Here is a 17,045-nt window from a genome sequence, read left to right on the forward strand (position 1 = left end):
ACAATACCCTCCTAATAGTTAGGTGCGCGGTTTGAATACCGCGTTAAACGGGAAGAGTCGTGCGAAGCCAACATGGCCTCAAATCGAACGCTGCCCCCGCAACGGTGATGGAGAAGACCTTTAAAAACCCACTGATTCAGCCAGGTGCAAGCCACTGAGTTGGGAAGGGAAAGGAAACCGCTCCTCAGCCCGGATACCGGCCTAATGAATTGTGAGCTTCGCTCAAACAACCTATTGCGGTGGGCAATACGGGAGCTTGTAAAATTTTCATTTTGAAATGCCTGAATTTGATTCAGGATAAGTCCGTTTTGCCTTCGTTCATACATTATTTTTATGAATTGAAGGAAATTTTCATGTTACACAACCACAAAAACCTAAACCTAAAACCCCTTATTGTTGCCCTTGCGCTATCACCAGGCCTGGTCACAGCCGAAAATCAATTATCACAAATTGTAGTCACCGCTAACCAAATTGAACAGCCCTTACAAAATGTCACTGCGGACGTGACGATAATTACCGCTGAAGACCTTAGAGCGCAACGTGCCACTTCATTAATCGAAGTGCTCAATACCGTACCGGGGATAAGCTTTACTCAAAGCGGCCCACTCGGCACAGCGACCAGCTTATACATGCGTGGCTCTGATAATCAGCGCACATTAATTTTAATCGATGGCGTAAGGGTTCAAGACCCATCATCCACATCGGGTGCTAACTTGTCTGACTTGATAGTTAGCAACATAGAACGTATTGAAATCATTAAAGGCGCGCAATCCGGCGTTTGGGGTGCGGATGCTGCTGCGGGCGTTATCAACATTATCACCAAACAATCACTCGATACTACATTCAATGTTGAACACGGCGCCTTTAATACAGGTCGAACTGCATTATCCACTGGTTTTAAATTATCCAAGGCCACAGTATTTCTTAATGGCTCTTACCTGAGTTCTGAAGGCTTTACTGCGCAAGCACCGGTAGGTGAAAGAAACTTAAATCAATTTGAAAACAATGGTTATCAAAACACGAACCTTTCTGCGCGCGCGATGATTCCAATAAACGAAAACCAATCTTTAACGCTTTCACATAATTTCACACAAGCACGTTCGGAATATGATGGCTGGAATAATCCAAATGACGTTAAGAGAGCAGACACAAGAACCGACCTAAGCCAGCTCATATATCAAATAGGTTCAACCAAACTATCCGCTGAACAATCTCTTTTTACTACCGAACAACTTGATGATAATACGCCAGACATTGTCAAGGGCGAAACGCAGTCTATCTCATTAAGCCATCAACACGATAATTTATTAATCGGTGCGAACTACAGCCAAAATAAGGCCTCATCAGATAAGTTTTCTTGGGCTACAGGTGATAATGTTCTCTTGAAAGATACGACTCATTCAAAGTCAGTGTTTGCCACTCACTCAAATCAATGGCGCAGCTTCACCTTCAATCAAGCGCTTCGTTATGACGACTACAGTAATTTTGGTTCAGAGATAACAGGTAAACTCGGCGCTAAAATGGCGATTACAGAAAACCAGTCTGTCGCCGTAAATTATGGCACGGCCTATAATGCGCCCAGCTTAGTTCAAATATTAAACCCTTGGGGAACAGGTAACCCTGATTTAAACCCCGAAAAATCGGTCGAAGCCAGCGTAACCTATCAACTACATGGACTAAGTGCGACCTACTTTGACAAGAGTGTTGATGATTTAATCAACTGGCAAGGTGGACAATTTCAAAATGTTAAAGGTAAAACAACCATAAAAGGGGTTGAGGCCGAGTACAAACAGCGCTTCGACTCTTGGCAGTTTGCCGTGAATTACACTCATCTTGACACTGAAAAAGCTAATGGTGAACCTCTAGCACGCCGCCCTGATAATCAAGTCGGTTTAAGCCTTAATTGGTTTGTAACGGATCAACTCGATATAAACCTAAACGGCCAGTATATTGCAAAGCGCAGTGGCAACGCAGACCCCGTTACTGAAAACTACAGTGTTTGGAATGGCGTGATTAACTATGACATCAATAACACGGCATCAGCTTATTTAAAATTAAACAATATCTTTAATACCTACTACCAAACCGTGGCAGGATATGCGACAGCACAACACAGTGCCTATGCTGGCTTAACGGTACAATTTTAAGGTTTTTAAATGACCAAATCCGCCACCCTCATGATTCAAGGCTGCACCTCGGATGCCGGCAAAAGCACCTTGGTCGCAGGTCTATGTCGGGTATTGGTACGGCACGGTTTTAAAGTCGCGCCGTTTAAACCGCAAAACATGGCGCTAAACAGTGCCGTCACCGCCGATGGTGGCGAAATTGGTCGGGCGCAGGCGTTGCAAGCGCAAGCGGCCCATATCGCGCCCACGGTTCACATGAACCCGGTATTACTCAAACCCAGTAGCGATACCGGCGCTCAGGTGATTTTACAAGGTCAGTCCATCGGCAATCTCAACGCGCTCGACTACCATGCTTATAAACCGAAGGCCGCGCAAGCGGTGTTCGATTCTTTTCAAATACTGTCAAACGACTATCCGTTTATTGTGGTCGAAGGTGCAGGCTCACCTGCAGAAATCAACTTACGCCAAGGTGATATTGCCAATATGGGGTTTGCCGAAGCGGTGGATTGTCCGGTGATTCTGATTGCCGACATCGACAAGGGCGGCGTGTTTGCGCACATTGTCGGCACCCTCGCCTGTTTGTCAGTATCTGAAAGGAACCGAATTAAGGGGTTTGTGATTAACCGTTTTCGTGGCGATATGGCGTTATTGCAAGACGGATTAGATTGGTTAGAGCGTGAAACCGGCAAACCGGTTTTAGGTGTATTGCCCTATTTACACGGCTTACACTTGGATGCCGAAGATGCGGTTGGTTCGTTGGAATATAACCACGAAGCACACGAAGGTCACGAAGTTTTAAAAGTGATTGCCCCGTTGTTTCCGCATATTTCTAACCATACCGATCTTGATCCGCTGATTCAGCATCCGCAAATGGATTTTCAATGGGTCAAACATAACGAGTCGATTCCTCCTGCAGACTTGGTGGTGTTGCCTGGTTCCAAAAGTGTCGCATTTGATTTGGATTGGTTACAAAACCACAACCAGGCCTGGTTGCCCTACTTACAAAAACACTTACGTTATGGCGGCAAACTAATCGGCATTTGCGGTGGCTTGCAAATGCTCGGCACACTGATTAACGACCCGAATCGTATTGAGTCTGATCAAACCCAAATACCCGGCCTAGGTTTAATGGATTACAGCACGACGTTCTATCCGCACAAACAACTCATCAATCGCCAAGGTTCATTGCAGCTACCAGGCCTGGTTGAACCGGCCAAGATCAGCGGTTATGAAATCCATCAAGGCCAAACCGACTTTAGCCACTATGCGCCCGCCATTCAATGGCAAAATGGCGACACCGATGGTGCCGTGTCCAACGATAATCAAATTTTTGTCAGCTATTGTCACGGTCTATTCGACCAGCCCGAAGCCCTGCAAACCCTACTTAACTGGGCAGGCCTGGCGGAAACCGAAACCTTCGACCTCAACCAACAACGCGAACAACAACTTAACCGCCTTGCCGACACGCTGGAACAGCATTTAGCGATGGACAAAATACTGGAACTCCTACAGCCATGATAACTTACCGTTTAACCACGCAATTATGGCTGGCTGTTTGCCTGCTCGCTTTTAGCGCAACTGTGTTCGCAGAATGTCCACGCATAATTAGCCAATCACCCTATATCACCCATCAACTCGACTACTTAGGCATTAAACACTGCATTGTTGGTGCCAGCAGATACAACAAAGAACTCGGTGTTACCGATACCGGCGGGCTACTCGACCCAAACCAGCCAGCCATTCAGTCGCTCAAACCCGATTTGTGACTCACCTCCGACTGGACTCCGCAAGATCAATTTGACGCGATTAAAACTGATATTGCCGCCGCACTAAGGCTCGAAAGCTTCGCTTCCATGCAACAAATTGAACACAACCTGCTTGAGATTGCTCAGCAGTTAAACAACCCTACGGCGCTCAAAAAAGCGCAGGATTTTGCACAACAATGGCGACAAGCCGCGAAATCAATCGATGGCAAAGGACGAAAACTATTATTGGTTTCGTCTTGTTCCGGCCTGCCTTATAGCTTTGGATTAGATTCTTGGTTGGCGGATTTATTTAATCACGCCGGATTTGAAGTGGTCGGCCATCAACAACGCATTACCCATCTACCGATCACCGATAACGAAAACCAACTGCAAACACTGATTAATCAGCTGCAACCTGATTTAGTGTTTATTTTTGAACGCAAACTCACCCCGGTCTGCCAAATTATGAGCCTGCCGCAAAACACCCGCATTATCACCCTAGACGGCAGCCACTTTTTACAACCCGCCCCGATTATGCTAGAAGGCCTAAGCGCACTTAAACAGCACCTAAACAACTAAAAATTGAGAATACCGCAGTATGCTCCAAAGTGATAAGAAACTACCAAACCAAATCATCCGGGATTTCAAATTTGGCATAATAATCCTTGTCTTCATCCGATAAATTGTCTTCTGAGCTTGCGAAAGCAATCAGCACGCTGGCATCGCGCAGCGCAACTTTTTCTGCGGCCATGTCTGGAATCATCCAATACTCATCCGCAAAGCGTGCGATACGAATCCGCCCTTTGGCCAGGCCAGCATGGGTTTTGGCATTCACCTGCAGGGTTTTGATTTTGCCTTCATCCGCAAAGTTAAATGGCAGATCACCGACAGCGTCAGTTAAACGATTCGTTTGCAAAATTTGTTTCAGCTCTGCTTGCTTGGCCTTTTCGGCTTGCTGTTGCTGGCGTGCTAGGTTTAATTGACGGTCTTTTTCCGCTTTTAGACGGCTGGCTTCAGCCGCCAAGTCAGCCACGTTTTTATCTGCCGCCTCGGTTTTTTGCCCTTTTTGTTGTTTAGATTGTTGATACTTTTCTTTTTTAATCTGCTTGGCTTTATGTTCATTTACCAAACCCGACTTTTTTAACTGATCAAACAATGATCCGGCCATTCGATTTCCTTTAAACTTCTAGCTAATTCTTGATAGCTGGATTATGCCATTTGAGCGCTGTAAGGTAAAACCTGAAATGACGTTTTTTGCTGTCTTGTTTGCCAAAGATCATAAGCATTTTGCAAACGGAGCCAGTGATCGGCTGTTGGCTTACCAAAAGCCAGCTCTAGCCGAACGGCCATTTCCGGTGTAATGGAACCGTGCGCATTTAAAATCTTAGATAAGGTTTTACGACTGACACCCAAGTGAGATGCAACATCAGTAATCGTTAAACCTAAAGATTCGATAATCAGGTCTTTTAAAATCTCACCAGGATGTGCTGGGTTAAACATGGCCATTAGTGATAGTCCTCATAATTTACAATTTCGACATCTCGCCCATCAAAGCGATAAGTGATTCTCCAGTTACCACTTATACGCACAGACCAAATTCCGCTGCGCTCTCCCTTCAGCGGGGGCATAAAAAGCCCTGGCAAATCCATATCATCTGGGCTTTCAGCTTGATCTAAGTTGGTTAGTATAAGGCGCAGTTTTTTCTCATGCTTTTTCTGAATACCAGAAGTATTGCCGGAGGCGTAAAACTTTTGAAGTCCTTTATGAATAAAACTTTTTATCATGGATAAATTGTAACCTAAAAGGTGTCAAAATACTATCACCTAGTTTAGCTGGTGCCTTATGAAAAGTCGAATCGAGACACGGCTCGAAGCCTAGTGGCTAAACATAGCACCAGGCCTGGTGAGTTTATATAATCACGTTTTAGTTTTATTAAATATCACATCCGCTAAATCCATTGGCAGTGGGAAGACAATGGTGTTGGAGCGGTCACCGGCGATTTCTGTGAGGGTTTGCAGATAACGCAACTGCAGTGCTTGGGGTTGTTGCGATAGAATTTGAGCCGCATCAAGCAGTTTTTGAGAGGCTTGCATTTCGCCCTCGGCATGAATCACTTTGGCGCGTCGCGAACGCTCGGCTTCAGCTTGTTTGGCGATGGCACGAATCATACTTTCATCTAAATCAACATGCTTGATTTCAACATTACTGACCTTGATCCCCCATGCATCGGTTTGTTCATCAAGCGAGGTTTGAATATCGACATTTAATCGATCACGCTCGGCGAGCATTTCATCAAGCTCATGCTGCCCCAATACCGAACGCAAAGTCGTTTGCGATAATTGACTGATGGCTTCGTGAAAGTCTTCAACTTGGATAATGGCTTTATCCGGCTCAATTACACGAAAATAGACCACCGCATTGACATGCACCGATACGTTATCACGAGATATCACATCTTGACTCGGCACATCCAATACAACCGTTCGCAAATCCACTCTTTCCATTTGCTGAATGAATGGAATCACGATAATCATCCCCGGCCCTTTCACTTTGGTAAAACGGCCAAGCATAAAAATGACACCACGCTCGTATTCGCGCAAGATTCGAATCGCGCTGGCAAAAAACAACACCACCAATGCGACCAGGGTTAAAAATGCATAGATACTCATGACACATCCTCCGTTTTGCGATCATTGTCTTCCAGCGGTTCGACTTGCAGAACCAGGTTCTTTAAACCGATCACTTTCACTTGTTGTAGTTTTTTTAGTGGTACGTTCGTCATGGCTTGCCAATGCTCACCATGCATGAGCACCAAGCCCTTATGATCAAAATCATCAATGACACGTCCTTCACTGCCGACTAAGGCCTCCAGTCCACTCACAATTTTTTGCTGGCTAGACTTTAAAGCAAACCAGACTATCATCACCAGCGCTATAAAGCTCAAGAGTGTAAAGCTTAGAATCACCGACAGATCAATTCCATATCCAGGCGCATCGGTATCTATCAACATCACCGAGCCAATCACAAACGCAACCAACCCGCCTAAACCAAGCAAACCAAAGCTTGGCTCAAAAGCTTCAGCGATAATCAAACCTATGCCCAGGATAATCAGCGCCATGCCGACGTAACTTACAGGCATAAGCTGAAACGCATAGACCGCCAGCAATAAAGAAATCGCGCCAAGAATGCCCGGCAAAAACGCGCCTGGATTAAAAAACTCCAAAATGAGGCCATAAATACCAATAACAAGCAAAATATAAGCGATATTGGGATGCGTGATCACACTCAGCAAGCGGCTGCGCCAATCCGGGGCTATTTCCACCACCTGTAGATTAAGGGTATTGAGTTGGCGCACCTGCTGATGCAATGTGACGCTACGGCCATTAAGCTGGGCGAGTAAATCGGCACGACTGGTGGCGATTAAATCAATGACATTTTGCGCTAAGGCTTCATCTGCCGATAAACTCGCAGCTTGGCGCACGGCTTTTTCTGCCCATTCCGTGTTGCGTCCCCGCAACTGGGCTAAACCTTGAATATAGGCGACCGCATCATTGATGGCTTTACGTTTGGATGGGTCTTGCATGGCTTGGTCTAACTCGGCTTGCTTAAGCGCGTCGGTTTCACTCACATCATCCGAAGTGGAATTGGGCCGTGAAGCCGGATTAGGTTTAATATCTGGCGGAGAAAACCCGCCGATTTGCACCGGCGTAGCTGCGCCAAGATTTGTGCCGGGGGCCATGGCGGCAATATGACTGGCATAGAGAATATACGTGCCTGCGCTCGCCGCGCGTGCGCCACTGGGTGACACATAGGTCACAATCGGCGTGTTGGCATTCGCGATATTTTTGATAATCGCCCGCATTGCGCTGTCTAACCCACCCGGCGTATCCATTTTCAGGATAATGAATTCAGCCTGTTGCGCTTCGGCCTTCTGAATACCGCGCTCAATATAATCCTGTGTCGCCGGACCAATGCCGCCTTCAATGCTTAACTGCGCCACCAGGCCTGCTTGTTGCGGTGCATCAACCGCTAGCGCATGATTCAAACCGGAGGATAGCGTTAAAAAGAATGACCAAATCGTCAGCCAATGCGTCACTCGCTTCATGGTTCGCTCCTGGACAAATGCCTTGTCTACTTACTCTACGCTTCTCGACGAAAACTGCAAGTCAAATACGAAGTTAGAGGCTTGGCTAAGGCGTGGGCGTTTGACGATAAAACAAACTCAACTGCTGATAAAGCGCAGGGAAATGCTGGTTAAGATGCCGAGGCGCAGTAAAAAAATTCCGTGCTGACTGCAAAAAACTCGGCGGGATCAGTGGCAACATAAGGGTTCATATTAGTGTAATCTTGATGTTCGATTTGATGGTGAAGTTTTTCAAATGCTTGGCCTTATGCTCATTCACCAAACCCAATTTCTTTGACTGATAAATAATGATCCGGCCACCTTATCCCTTAAAGTCTGTAAAAAATATTTTGGCTATTCAAACCGAAGCAATAAGCGGTCTTGCGACAAAAGCTTGCTATACTAATCAGCATTTAAAATAAAACAGGATCATAACGTGGCGTTAAAACCAACCATATACAAATTTAATATTGCGCTGTCGGATATGAACCGCCATTTATATCAAACCCTTAACTTAACACTGGCGCAACACCCCTCTGAAAACTTGGAGCGCATGATGATGCGTGTACTGGCATACTGTTTAAATGTCGATACCGATCCCAACAACAAACTAGACTTTACTAAAGGCTTAAGCGCCGTTGAGGAGCCGGACCTTTGGGCTAAAACATTGGATGACCAACTGATACTTTGGGTTGATGTGGGTGAACCTAGCCTCGAGCGCATAAAAAAAGCCAGCCGCTTGGCTCGCACCACCAAAATCTACAGTTTCAATTCCAAATCAGACGTTTGGTGGTCACAAAACCAAACCAAGCTACAAAGCCTCAAGGTGGATATTATTCGGTTCAACTGGGATGAAATTCAGGCGCTGGCCAAACGAGTTAGCCGCACGATGGATTTTTCGATCAGCCTAACCGACGATTCGGCCTATATTGCAACCGATAGCGGTGACTGCGAATGTCACTGGACTCAACTTCAAGAAGTATCCAGATGAACAGCCAAGCTAACAACCCACTGCATGGCGTGACGCTTGAGAAAATGCTGGTCGCACTCGTTGACTACTATGGCTGGATTGGCTTGGGCAATCTAATTCGCATCAACTGCTTTAACAAAGACCCCTCGATCAAGTCCAGTCTTAAATTTTTAAGAAAAACGCCTTGGGCGCGCGCGCAGGTTGAAGAACTCTATCTCGACTCCGTCAACAAACCCAATTTTGTTCAACCCAGTTTAGTTAAGTAAGGCTTATCGGCGTTATTGAAAAACACTAGAACCCTGACGAGCTTGTGGGTCTTGGCGATAAAACAAGCTGAGCTGATGGTAAACTGCTGGAAACGCCTTGGCTAGTTGATCTGGGGCAGTAAAAAAGTATTCGGTACAAACTGCAAAAAATTCAGCCGGGGTCGTCGATGCATAAGCATTTAAACATGGGGAAAGTTGGTTTTCGATTTGATAGGTCAGCGTTTCAAAAGCCTGACTAAATACCACCTGCCATTGTGCAGACGACATAGTTTGATGCAACGGCGGTCTGCCATTAGCAGCGCCATTAAGCATATCTAACTTATGTGCAAATTCGTGTATGACCAGATTCCGTCCTGATCCGAACCGCTTTGTTTCCTGTTTAAAACCTTGCCAATCTAAAATAACCGGACCATTAAGCCAAGCTTCACCGCCCAGCACCTGCTGTTGATGTAAAACGACCCCTGAATCATCGATCTCATCGCGTTCAACTACAAATGACGTAGGATAAACAATAATATCCCGCCAGCCTTGGTAGAAGTCCAAATCCAATTCAAGAATTAACAGACAGGCATGGGCCGCAATTTTAATTTTGATTGACTCCGTTAAAACTAACCCTTGTGCGCTGCTGAATCGTTTTTGATTGATAAACAACGTAACCAGCTCTCGCAAATAGGCTTTTTGCACCGAACTCAATTCTTGAAAAATAGGATCTTGCTGCATTAATCTGCGCCATATCGGACGCGCGATGGGATGATGTTTTAATACCTGCTTGATCCGCCAATGCTTATACCCTTTCCAAAACATCAAACATTAGCTATTCTTTTGGCGCTCTATGGCCGGGTTTTGCCATAATCTCGATATAGCATTGTGCAAGCTGATCGGCTTCAGCTTGGCTAATCAGGGTATTAATTTCGGTAACATGAACCGGTTGACTGCTTGTGGCATCCGCACCAAAACGACAATCAAAATCCCAAAAGTCCGCGCCTTTTGGCAAGGCTTTGGCACGTTCACGCTTTAGATATTTGCGGACGTCATGTTTAATGGCTTCGACAACTCTAGCCGTGGCAAGGGTTTCGTGGGTCAGTGCAAAGGTTTTTTTCATAGGATACTCGTTGGATTCTTGGTTTAGATAAGGACTGGATAACTGAATAACATAGCGAGGATTATAGAGTTTTTTATCGCTCGATTGCGAATAAAATCACCGGTTATCGCATTTATTAACCAAGTCTGCGCTTAATTTTTGTAAACTAGGCGGTTTACTTTTGAGGATGACCAACAAGATGCATACAGACTCGCAAAAATCCGAATTTCATAAAATCCGTATGGCGCGCAAAAAGGCGCAAATTGATGCCGCTATTGCGCGTGCCGACCAGAAAAAAGGCCTGCTGCTGGTGATTACCGGCAATGGCAAAGGCAAATCAACCTCGGCATTTGGCATGGTGGCGCGTGCGCTGGGTCACGGCATGAAGGTCGGAGTCTGTCAGTTTATTAAAAGCCGCACCGACACCGGCGAAGAAGCGTTTTTTAGTCAATTTCCAAACTGTGAATGGCATGTACTGGGGGATGGATTTACCTGGGATACCCAAAACCGCGAACAGGACATCGCCACGTCAAAAAATGGCTGGCAGGTGGCCATGAAGATGCTGACCGACCCAAGTTATGATCTGGTTGTACTGGATGAGCTGACCTACCTACTCAGCTACGACTATCTTGATAAAGATGAGGTGCTTAATGGTCTGAGTCAGAAACCCGACATGCAGCATCTGGTGGTCACTGGGCGCTCAGCGATTGCCGAACTGCGTGAACTTGCGGATACGGTATCTGAAATCAAAGACGAGAAACATGCATATAAAAGCGGTATTCAAGCGCAAAAAGGCATCGATCTGTAAATGACGGCACACGGGGGGCAGTTTTTTTCCGCAGCCCAGCAATTAGGCTGGTCAACAGAACACGCATTGGATCAATTGCTGGACTTTTCGGCCAGTTTAAACCCGCTACAGCCGGATTTTGATTTAAACATCAACCCAGCCTTACTGATGCACTACCCGCCCGAACAGGCTAATCCACTGCAACAGCTGCTGGCAGAAAAACTGCAACTCCACACCGAGCAGATTCGCTTAACCAACGGTATCTCCGCAGCGATTTTTGACTTTTTTAACTGGCTGCGTCCTAAACAAACCCTGTTATATTCGCCGCTTTACGGTGAATATGCACGCGCCGCCAAGTTATTTAGCCCCCACACCCAATTGATACGCCGCGACCTTGATACCAATAGTTTGGTGTTCCCCAGCCAACTGAATGCTGATAGTCTCGTGGTATTGGTCAATCCAGCGACACCGGACGGACGACGGTATCCACGTACACAGCTCATCGCCTTATTACAACATTGCCAAGCACACCAGTCCTGGTTGTGTATTGATGAGTCCTTTTTGCCCTTTATCGGCTGGCAAACCGAGCACAGCCTGCGTGACCAGCTTGCACACTATCCCAAACTGATTATTTTTCAATCGCTGACCAAATACTATGGCTGTGCCGGTATTCGTATCGGCGCAATATTGGCCCACCCTACTCAGCTAGAAAATTGGCCTCAGGCCACTTGGCCGATTGCGACCTTGGATAGCCTTTTAATGACGCAGGCCTTGCAGCAGGCTAATTTTGATGCCCGCACCCAGGCCTGGTTAAAGCAAGACAAGCAGGATTTGATTACGCAATTAAGTGATTGCCGTTTGATTGAAAAAATCTACCCAAGCGAAGCCAATTTTATCTTGCTTAAACTCCATACCCCGGCACAACCGCTTGCTGAGTATTTAGCCCGCCAAGGCCTGCTGATTCGAGCCTGCGATAACTTTGGTTTTAACCAACCTCATATCCGGCTGGCGGTTAAAACACCCGCCGCCCACCAGCGTCTCGCAACCGCACTTGATAACTACCCATGTTAATCTTTGACCCTTTAACGATCCTGCTAATCGCACTCTTGGCGTTGGTAATAGACCGTCTCTTCGGTGAGTTTTTAAACCGAACACATCCAGTGGTATTTATCGGCAAACTCATCAGTCAGTTTGAAAAGTGGTTTTATCTTGATAGTCGGCTGCGTGGTGGGCTATTAGTTATTTGGGTACTGACGCTATGCGGACTGGCATCTTTTACGCTGGTTTACCTACTAAATGCCATGGCAAACAGCCTTCATCCAGCGCTTGCACTGTTGCTCAGTGGGCTGTTCGCCTCCACCCTGTTGGCGCATCGCATGCTCTATGACTCGGTCAACGCCTTACAAAACCATTCACATCCGCAGCAGGCGGTAGCCATGCTGGTCAGCCGTGACACCGCTGATCTTAGTCACTCAGACTGTTACAAAGCCGGAATTGAAAGCTATGCTGAAAACCTCAGTGATGGCCTAGTCGCGCCATTGTTTTATTTGTTACTGTTTGGACTCCCGGGTTTAGTCATCTACAAGGCGATTAACACCTTGGATTCGATGGTCGGTTATCGCACACCCCGTTATGAACGCTTTGGTAAAATCGCGGCAAGACTGGATGATCTCGCCAACTGGATTCCGGCGCGCCTAACCGCTGGCTTGATCCTGTTATTGGGTCGTCAAGCTGCCGCTAAAACCGTCTGGCAGCAAGCGCGAGGCCATGACAGCCCCAATGCCGGTTATCCAATTAGCGCAATGGCTTGGGTGATTAAGGCGCAACTCGGTGGCCCAACCCGTTATTTTGGCGAATTAAAAGCTAAACCCTACTTTGGCCCCGCACAAGCTTCACGCGAGATTGATCTCAAGCATCTGCAAGCTGCGTTGGCACTGCGTAATCGCATCGATGGCAGTTTATTGCTCGTGATAAGTATGATAGGAATCATCAGCTATGCATTTTATTAATTCAAATCCTTTAAAGGCTTGGGTATTTAGCCTGCTGACCCTCGCCTCATCGGCCAGTTTGGCACAACCCGTAGAGCGGATTATTTCTCTTGCACCCAGCCTAACCGAGTTGGTGTTTTCCGCCGGTGCTGGCGATAAACTGGTGGGTGTGGTCAGCTTTTCGGATTACCCGCCTGAGGCGTTAAATCGCGCCCATGTCGGCAGTTACAATGCCCTTAACCTAGAACGCATTATCGAACTCAACCCCGATTTAATTCTCGCTTGGGCATCAGGTAATAAACCGCAAGACATTGCCCGCTTACAAAACATGGGGTTTCGTGTATTGGTGCGAGATACCCAACAACTCGATGACATTCCAAATTTAATTGAAGAAATCGGTAGACTGACCGACCAGACTGACACAGCGCGAACAGAAGCTGAACGCTTACGCCAACAACTCCACTTTTTACGAGCGCAATATCAAGATAAAAGTCTCGTCAAGGTGTTTTACCAAGTGTGGAACCAACCGCTGATTACCGTCAATGGTGAACAATTTATTGGTCAGGCGATGGCACTGTGCGGTGGGGTCAATGTTTTTGCCGACCAAACGGCCCTTGCGCCCCATGTGAGTCGAGAAGCGGTGATTAACGCTAACCCGGATTTGATATTACTCGGTGGCACGGGCGAGGTGCAGCAGGCCTGGTTAAGAAGCTGGCAAGCCTTGAGCTTTTTAACCGCACAACAAAATGGACAGATCATCGCGCTGAATGCCGATCAATACCAACGCCCAACGGCGCGCCTAATTGAGGGCCTAGCGGATTTGTGTCAGCTAATTGACCAAGCTCGAAATCAAGCTCGCCCAACCCGCCAAATTCAGACTGACTAACGCAATCAAACCGAGCATCATCGCCAGTTCAATCAGCTCCGTCATCATGCCGGCCGTGTCGCCATTCATCCCGCCAAGGGTTCTAACAATAACAAAACGAATCCACCACCAAACCAAGCCTAACACGAACAGGCCTGGTTGCAGCACTAACAACAGGAGCACCACCAGTAAGCCCCAAAACACCACCCATTTACGGTTTAAACAACGGAACATGGATTCCGCCATGCCATGTTGACTGGCATAAGACGTGGTGACCATTAACACTAACGAAGCAACCCTTGCTACCAGCGGAATCAGCACCAACCAAACCGCCAAATCCAACGTCAGTAACTCGACCAACAGCACCCATTTGGCTAACAGCAACAAAGCGATGGCTACGCCACCGCCCGTGCCAATTCGGCTGTCCTTCATCACCTCTAACGCGCGTTGCTGATTGCCACAGCCAGCCAACCAGCCATCGGCAAAATCCGCAACACCATCAATATGCAGTGCGCCGGTTTGCCAGACCCAAAATGCCAAAATCAACAAGGCCACCACACTTGTGGGCAAAGCAAATTGCACCAGGCTAAGCAGCCACAAGCCTGCCCCAATCATCAATCCGATGATCGGTAACCAAGCTAAAGCACGCCCCATATCCTGTTCGGTCACCTGGGCAAACTGCGGGGTCGGCCAGCGAGTAAAAAACTGTAAGGCCAACCAAAAAGACTTCAAACCCTGCGCCATAAACCTAGCCCTTGCTATCTAACCTGCGTTCTAACAGAGGCTGCATTAGACATAATTGACTAAACACGCCCTGTTCGGTGTGATGCACCTCAAATCCAATCAAAGTACCATAATCGATTTTCAACTGGAACAACGCCTCATTTGCTAAACCTAATTGCTGCTGCAACACCAAACGCATCGGCCCGCCATGACAAATACACAACACATCCTGCTTTAACGCGACCAAATCCAACCAGGCCTGCTGAATACGGCTTTGCATCGCCGCAAAAGTTTCAGCCTGAGGAATAGCATAGTCAAATGGTTCATCGTAATAGGCTTGCAAGGCTTGGGGATTAAGATCGGCTAAGGCACAGCCATCCCACGCGCCCCAATCGCGCTCTTGCCAGTTGCCATCCAATAGCAAAGGACGCTGCATTTGCGCTGCTAAGTCCTGCGCTAAACCCGCACAGCGCGCTAAAGGTGAGCTCACCAGTCTATCCACCTTCAACGCCAACAAGGCTTGCTGCAGTCGTAATGCACTGTCAGCCTCCGCTAAACAATGGGTGCGCCCAATAAACGGTGTCCCTGAGAACTGTGCCATTAAAGCAGGATGGCGAACCAGATAAATATGTTGCTTTAAAGACATCAGAAGCCTTTAACCAGCAAGTCCGTCATGTGTTGGACATCTACCGGTTGGCTATATAAAAAGCCCTGAATCATCGGACACTGTTCACGTAATAAAAAAGCGCGCTGTGCCGGGGTTTCCACCCCTTCTGCTAAGACCTTTAAGCCCAACTGTTCTGCCATCGCAATCATAGTTCGTGTAATCACAGCGTCTTCTTCATCGTTTGGTAAATCACGAATAAACGACTTATCCATTTTAATTTTCTTCACCGGCAAGCGTTTTAGGTAGGCCAGGGATGAATAACCGGTACCAAAATCATCAATCGCTAAACTAATACCCATCGCTTCCAATGCCATAAATCGCGCATTCATCAGCTCAAAATGGGTCATCAACTCGGTTTCAGTTAACTCAAATTCCAACCATTGCGGCAAGCATTCATTTTTTTGCAAACAGGCATCAAGCCATTCAATAAAATCAGCTTGCTGCAATTGCTTAACACTTAAATTCAATGACAGCTTGCCCGGGTTCAAACCCTGATCTATCCACTGCTTAAACTGCTGAGTAGCCCGATTAATCACCCAGCGGTCGACTTCCCACATAATTCCGGCCTCTTCAGCAATCGGCACAAACTTCGCCGGGGACAAAAGTCCTTGCTGAGGATGGAGCCAACGCACCAAGGCCTCCATACCAACAATCGTGTCATAATAACCATCAATCTGAGGTTGATAATAGACCTCGAACTCGTCACGTTTTAATGCTTGCCTAAGCCCGGCCTGAATCGCCATATGCTCAACCGCTTTATGGGTTAAATCTTCGGTATAAAACTGAAACTGATTTCGCCCTAAATCCTTAGCACGAAACATGGCAGCATCCGCACAGCGCAACAGGTCTTCAGTATTTTGACCATCTTGTGGATACAGGCTAATACCAATGCTGGCCGACAAATAAAACTCATGCTCTGCAATCTTGATAGGCCGAGCAATCACTTGATTAATTTTCTGTGCTAACAAACTAATCTCATGCAGCTGTTCAAATGACTCATACAAAATAACAAACTCATCACCACCCAAACGCGCCAACGTATCTTCACCCTGAATTAAAAAGCTTAAACGCCTTGAAAGCTCACACAGCACTCTATCACCCAGCTCATGCCCCAAGGAGTCATTGATTTTCTTAAACATATCCAAATCAATAAAATAAACCGAGAAATGCTGTTGATGCAAACGACACTTTTCAATCGCATGATGCAATCTATCTTGCAACAAAACACGGTTCGCTAACTGGGTTAAGCTGTCATGATAACGCTGGTGAGTCAGTAAAGCGGCCTGCTTTTCTAACTGCGTTTCCATCATTCGCAAGTTGGTGATGTCTTCATAACTGCCTAACATACCGATCACTTGACCCTGTTCATCACGCAAAGCCACTTTAGATGTCAGCCACACCCGCTGTTCGCCTTGAATATTTAAATCGTGATCTTCACGCGCTAATAAAGCCTTGCCCTGCTCAATTAGCCGCTTATCTTCATCAAAATAAGCCTGCTGCTTCTCTGGTGTCCAAGGTAAATCAAAATCGGTTTTTCCCAGCAGTTCATCAGCACTGAGCTGTGCATCGGTTAAAAATAGCTTATTCGCCCCCAAGTAACGTCCATCTTTATCTTTCCAAAATAGACGCACCGGAACATGGTCAATAATATTTTGTAATAATCTAAGCGTTTCATGATCAGTCATACTGTGCATGAGATATCCT

21 protein-coding genes and 1 riboswitch are annotated in these 17,045 nt (G+C 46.7%); of the genes, 10 read left to right on the forward strand and 11 right to left on the reverse strand.

The genetic code is table 11. The features are described from left to right. Positions 1-3 precede the first annotated feature (3 nt). Positions 4-219: riboswitch (cobalamin riboswitch) on the forward strand. A gap of 134 nt (positions 220-353) precedes the next feature. The 4 genes from JX580_RS07635 (at position 354) to JX580_RS07650 (ending at position 4,450) form a co-directional block, all read left to right on the forward strand. Then, complete coding sequence (locus JX580_RS07635) at positions 354-2,147, forward strand: TonB-dependent receptor plug domain-containing protein (RefSeq protein ID WP_248849956.1); 1,794 nt, start codon at positions 354-356, stop codon at positions 2,145-2,147. Between the two features lie 9 nt (positions 2,148-2,156). After that, on the forward strand, positions 2,157-3,644 hold the full coding sequence (locus tag JX580_RS07640) for a cobyric acid synthase (RefSeq protein WP_248849957.1): 1,488 nt from the start codon (positions 2,157-2,159) through the stop codon (positions 3,642-3,644). After that, a complete protein-coding gene (locus JX580_RS07645) occupies positions 3,641-3,892 on the forward strand; it encodes a hypothetical protein (protein ID WP_248849958.1) in 252 nt (83 codons plus the stop codon). The genes JX580_RS07640 and JX580_RS07645 overlap by 4 nt, the downstream gene beginning before the upstream one ends. 87 nt (positions 3,893-3,979) lie before the next feature. Next, a complete protein-coding gene (locus JX580_RS07650) occupies positions 3,980-4,450 on the forward strand; it encodes a hypothetical protein (RefSeq protein WP_248849959.1) in 471 nt (156 codons plus the stop codon). Positions 4,451-4,490: 40 nt separating this feature from the next. Here the strand turns inward: JX580_RS07650 and JX580_RS07655 are convergent, their stop codons facing one another. The 6 genes from JX580_RS07655 to JX580_RS11985 form a co-directional block, all read right to left on the reverse strand. Beyond that, entirely contained in the window at positions 4,491-5,039 is a 549-nt protein-coding gene (locus JX580_RS07655) for a DUF2058 domain-containing protein (protein ID WP_248849960.1), read from the reverse strand. Between the two features lie 41 nt (positions 5,040-5,080). Continuing rightward, positions 5,081-5,377, reverse strand: a complete 297-nt coding sequence (locus tag JX580_RS07660) for a HigA family addiction module antitoxin (RefSeq protein ID WP_248849961.1) — start codon at positions 5,375-5,377, stop codon at positions 5,081-5,083. Further along, a complete protein-coding gene (locus JX580_RS07665; protein WP_248849962.1) occupies positions 5,377-5,655 on the reverse strand; it encodes a type II toxin-antitoxin system RelE/ParE family toxin in 279 nt (92 codons plus the stop codon). Before JX580_RS07665 ends, JX580_RS07660 begins: the two co-directional genes overlap by 1 nt. A gap of 132 nt (positions 5,656-5,787) precedes the next feature. After that, positions 5,788-6,540, reverse strand: a complete 753-nt coding sequence (locus tag JX580_RS07670) for a slipin family protein (protein WP_248849963.1) — start codon at positions 6,538-6,540, stop codon at positions 5,788-5,790. Continuing rightward, positions 6,537-7,976 carry an NfeD family protein gene (locus JX580_RS07675; RefSeq protein WP_248849964.1) on the reverse strand — a complete coding sequence of 480 codons (1,440 nt, stop codon included), beginning with the start codon at positions 7,974-7,976 and terminating at the stop codon, positions 6,537-6,539. The genes JX580_RS07670 and JX580_RS07675 overlap by 4 nt, the downstream gene beginning before the upstream one ends. 149 nt (positions 7,977-8,125) lie before the next feature. Beyond that, positions 8,126-8,206, reverse strand: coding sequence for a zinc-dependent peptidase (locus JX580_RS11985; protein ID WP_432758401.1), 81 nt, complete (start codon positions 8,204-8,206; stop codon positions 8,126-8,128). 224 nt (positions 8,207-8,430) lie between these two features. Between JX580_RS11985 and JX580_RS07680 the strand changes: the two genes are divergently transcribed. Next, entirely contained in the window at positions 8,431-8,985 is a 555-nt protein-coding gene (locus JX580_RS07680) for a YaeQ family protein (RefSeq protein WP_248849965.1), read from the forward strand. Continuing rightward, complete coding sequence (locus JX580_RS07685) at positions 8,982-9,230, forward strand: VF530 family DNA-binding protein (RefSeq protein ID WP_248849966.1); 249 nt, start codon at positions 8,982-8,984, stop codon at positions 9,228-9,230. The genes JX580_RS07680 and JX580_RS07685 overlap by 4 nt, the downstream gene beginning before the upstream one ends. Before the next feature lie 12 nt (positions 9,231-9,242). On the opposite strand, the gene JX580_RS07690 is transcribed toward JX580_RS07685, so the two are convergent. Then, complete coding sequence (locus JX580_RS07690; protein WP_248851901.1) at positions 9,243-10,034, reverse strand: zinc-dependent peptidase; 792 nt, start codon at positions 10,032-10,034, stop codon at positions 9,243-9,245. A 10-nt stretch (positions 10,035-10,044) separates the two neighbouring features. Continuing rightward, the gene (locus JX580_RS07695; protein WP_248849967.1) at positions 10,045-10,332 is read right to left on the reverse strand and encodes a DUF6172 family protein; all 288 of its coding nucleotides are present in this window, start codon (positions 10,330-10,332) and stop codon (positions 10,045-10,047) included. 178 nt (positions 10,333-10,510) lie between these two features. Here JX580_RS07695 and cobO point away from each other — a divergent pair, with 178 nt between their 5' ends. Genes cobO through JX580_RS07715 form a run of 4 tightly spaced genes read left to right on the forward strand, consistent with a single transcriptional unit; the run spans position 10,511 to position 13,972 of the window. Further along, positions 10,511-11,119 carry a cob(I)yrinic acid a,c-diamide adenosyltransferase gene (cobO, locus tag JX580_RS07700; RefSeq protein WP_248849968.1) on the forward strand — a complete coding sequence of 203 codons (609 nt, stop codon included), beginning with the start codon at positions 10,511-10,513 and terminating at the stop codon, positions 11,117-11,119. Beyond that, positions 11,120-12,169, forward strand: a complete 1,050-nt coding sequence (locus JX580_RS07705; RefSeq protein WP_248849969.1) for a pyridoxal phosphate-dependent aminotransferase — start codon at positions 11,120-11,122, stop codon at positions 12,167-12,169. Beyond that, a complete protein-coding gene (gene cbiB, locus JX580_RS07710; RefSeq protein ID WP_248849970.1) occupies positions 12,163-13,107 on the forward strand; it encodes an adenosylcobinamide-phosphate synthase CbiB in 945 nt (314 codons plus the stop codon). The genes JX580_RS07705 and cbiB overlap by 7 nt, the downstream gene beginning before the upstream one ends. Next, complete coding sequence (locus JX580_RS07715; RefSeq protein WP_248849971.1) at positions 13,094-13,972, forward strand: cobalamin-binding protein; 879 nt, start codon at positions 13,094-13,096, stop codon at positions 13,970-13,972. The genes cbiB and JX580_RS07715 overlap by 14 nt, the downstream gene beginning before the upstream one ends. Here the strand turns inward: JX580_RS07715 and cobS are convergent. The 3 genes from cobS to JX580_RS07730 are packed head-to-tail and all read right to left on the reverse strand — an operon-like array spanning position 13,916 to position 17,035. After that, complete coding sequence (cobS, locus tag JX580_RS07720; RefSeq protein WP_248849972.1) at positions 13,916-14,695, reverse strand: adenosylcobinamide-GDP ribazoletransferase; 780 nt, start codon at positions 14,693-14,695, stop codon at positions 13,916-13,918. The genes JX580_RS07715 and cobS overlap by 57 nt on opposite strands. A gap of 4 nt (positions 14,696-14,699) precedes the next feature. After that, a complete protein-coding gene (locus JX580_RS07725; protein ID WP_248849973.1) occupies positions 14,700-15,320 on the reverse strand; it encodes a histidine phosphatase family protein in 621 nt (206 codons plus the stop codon). Further along, positions 15,320-17,035: a putative bifunctional diguanylate cyclase/phosphodiesterase gene (locus JX580_RS07730; protein WP_248849974.1), complete on the reverse strand. Its 1,716-nt coding sequence runs from the start codon at positions 17,033-17,035 to the stop codon at positions 15,320-15,322. The genes JX580_RS07725 and JX580_RS07730 overlap by 1 nt, the downstream gene beginning before the upstream one ends. Between the last annotated feature and the right edge of the window lie 10 nt (positions 17,036-17,045).

It is taken from the genome of Thiomicrospira microaerophila, from assembly GCF_023278225.1.
GTDB classification, from domain to species: domain Bacteria; phylum Pseudomonadota; class Gammaproteobacteria; order Thiomicrospirales; family Thiomicrospiraceae; genus Thiomicrospira; species Thiomicrospira microaerophila_A.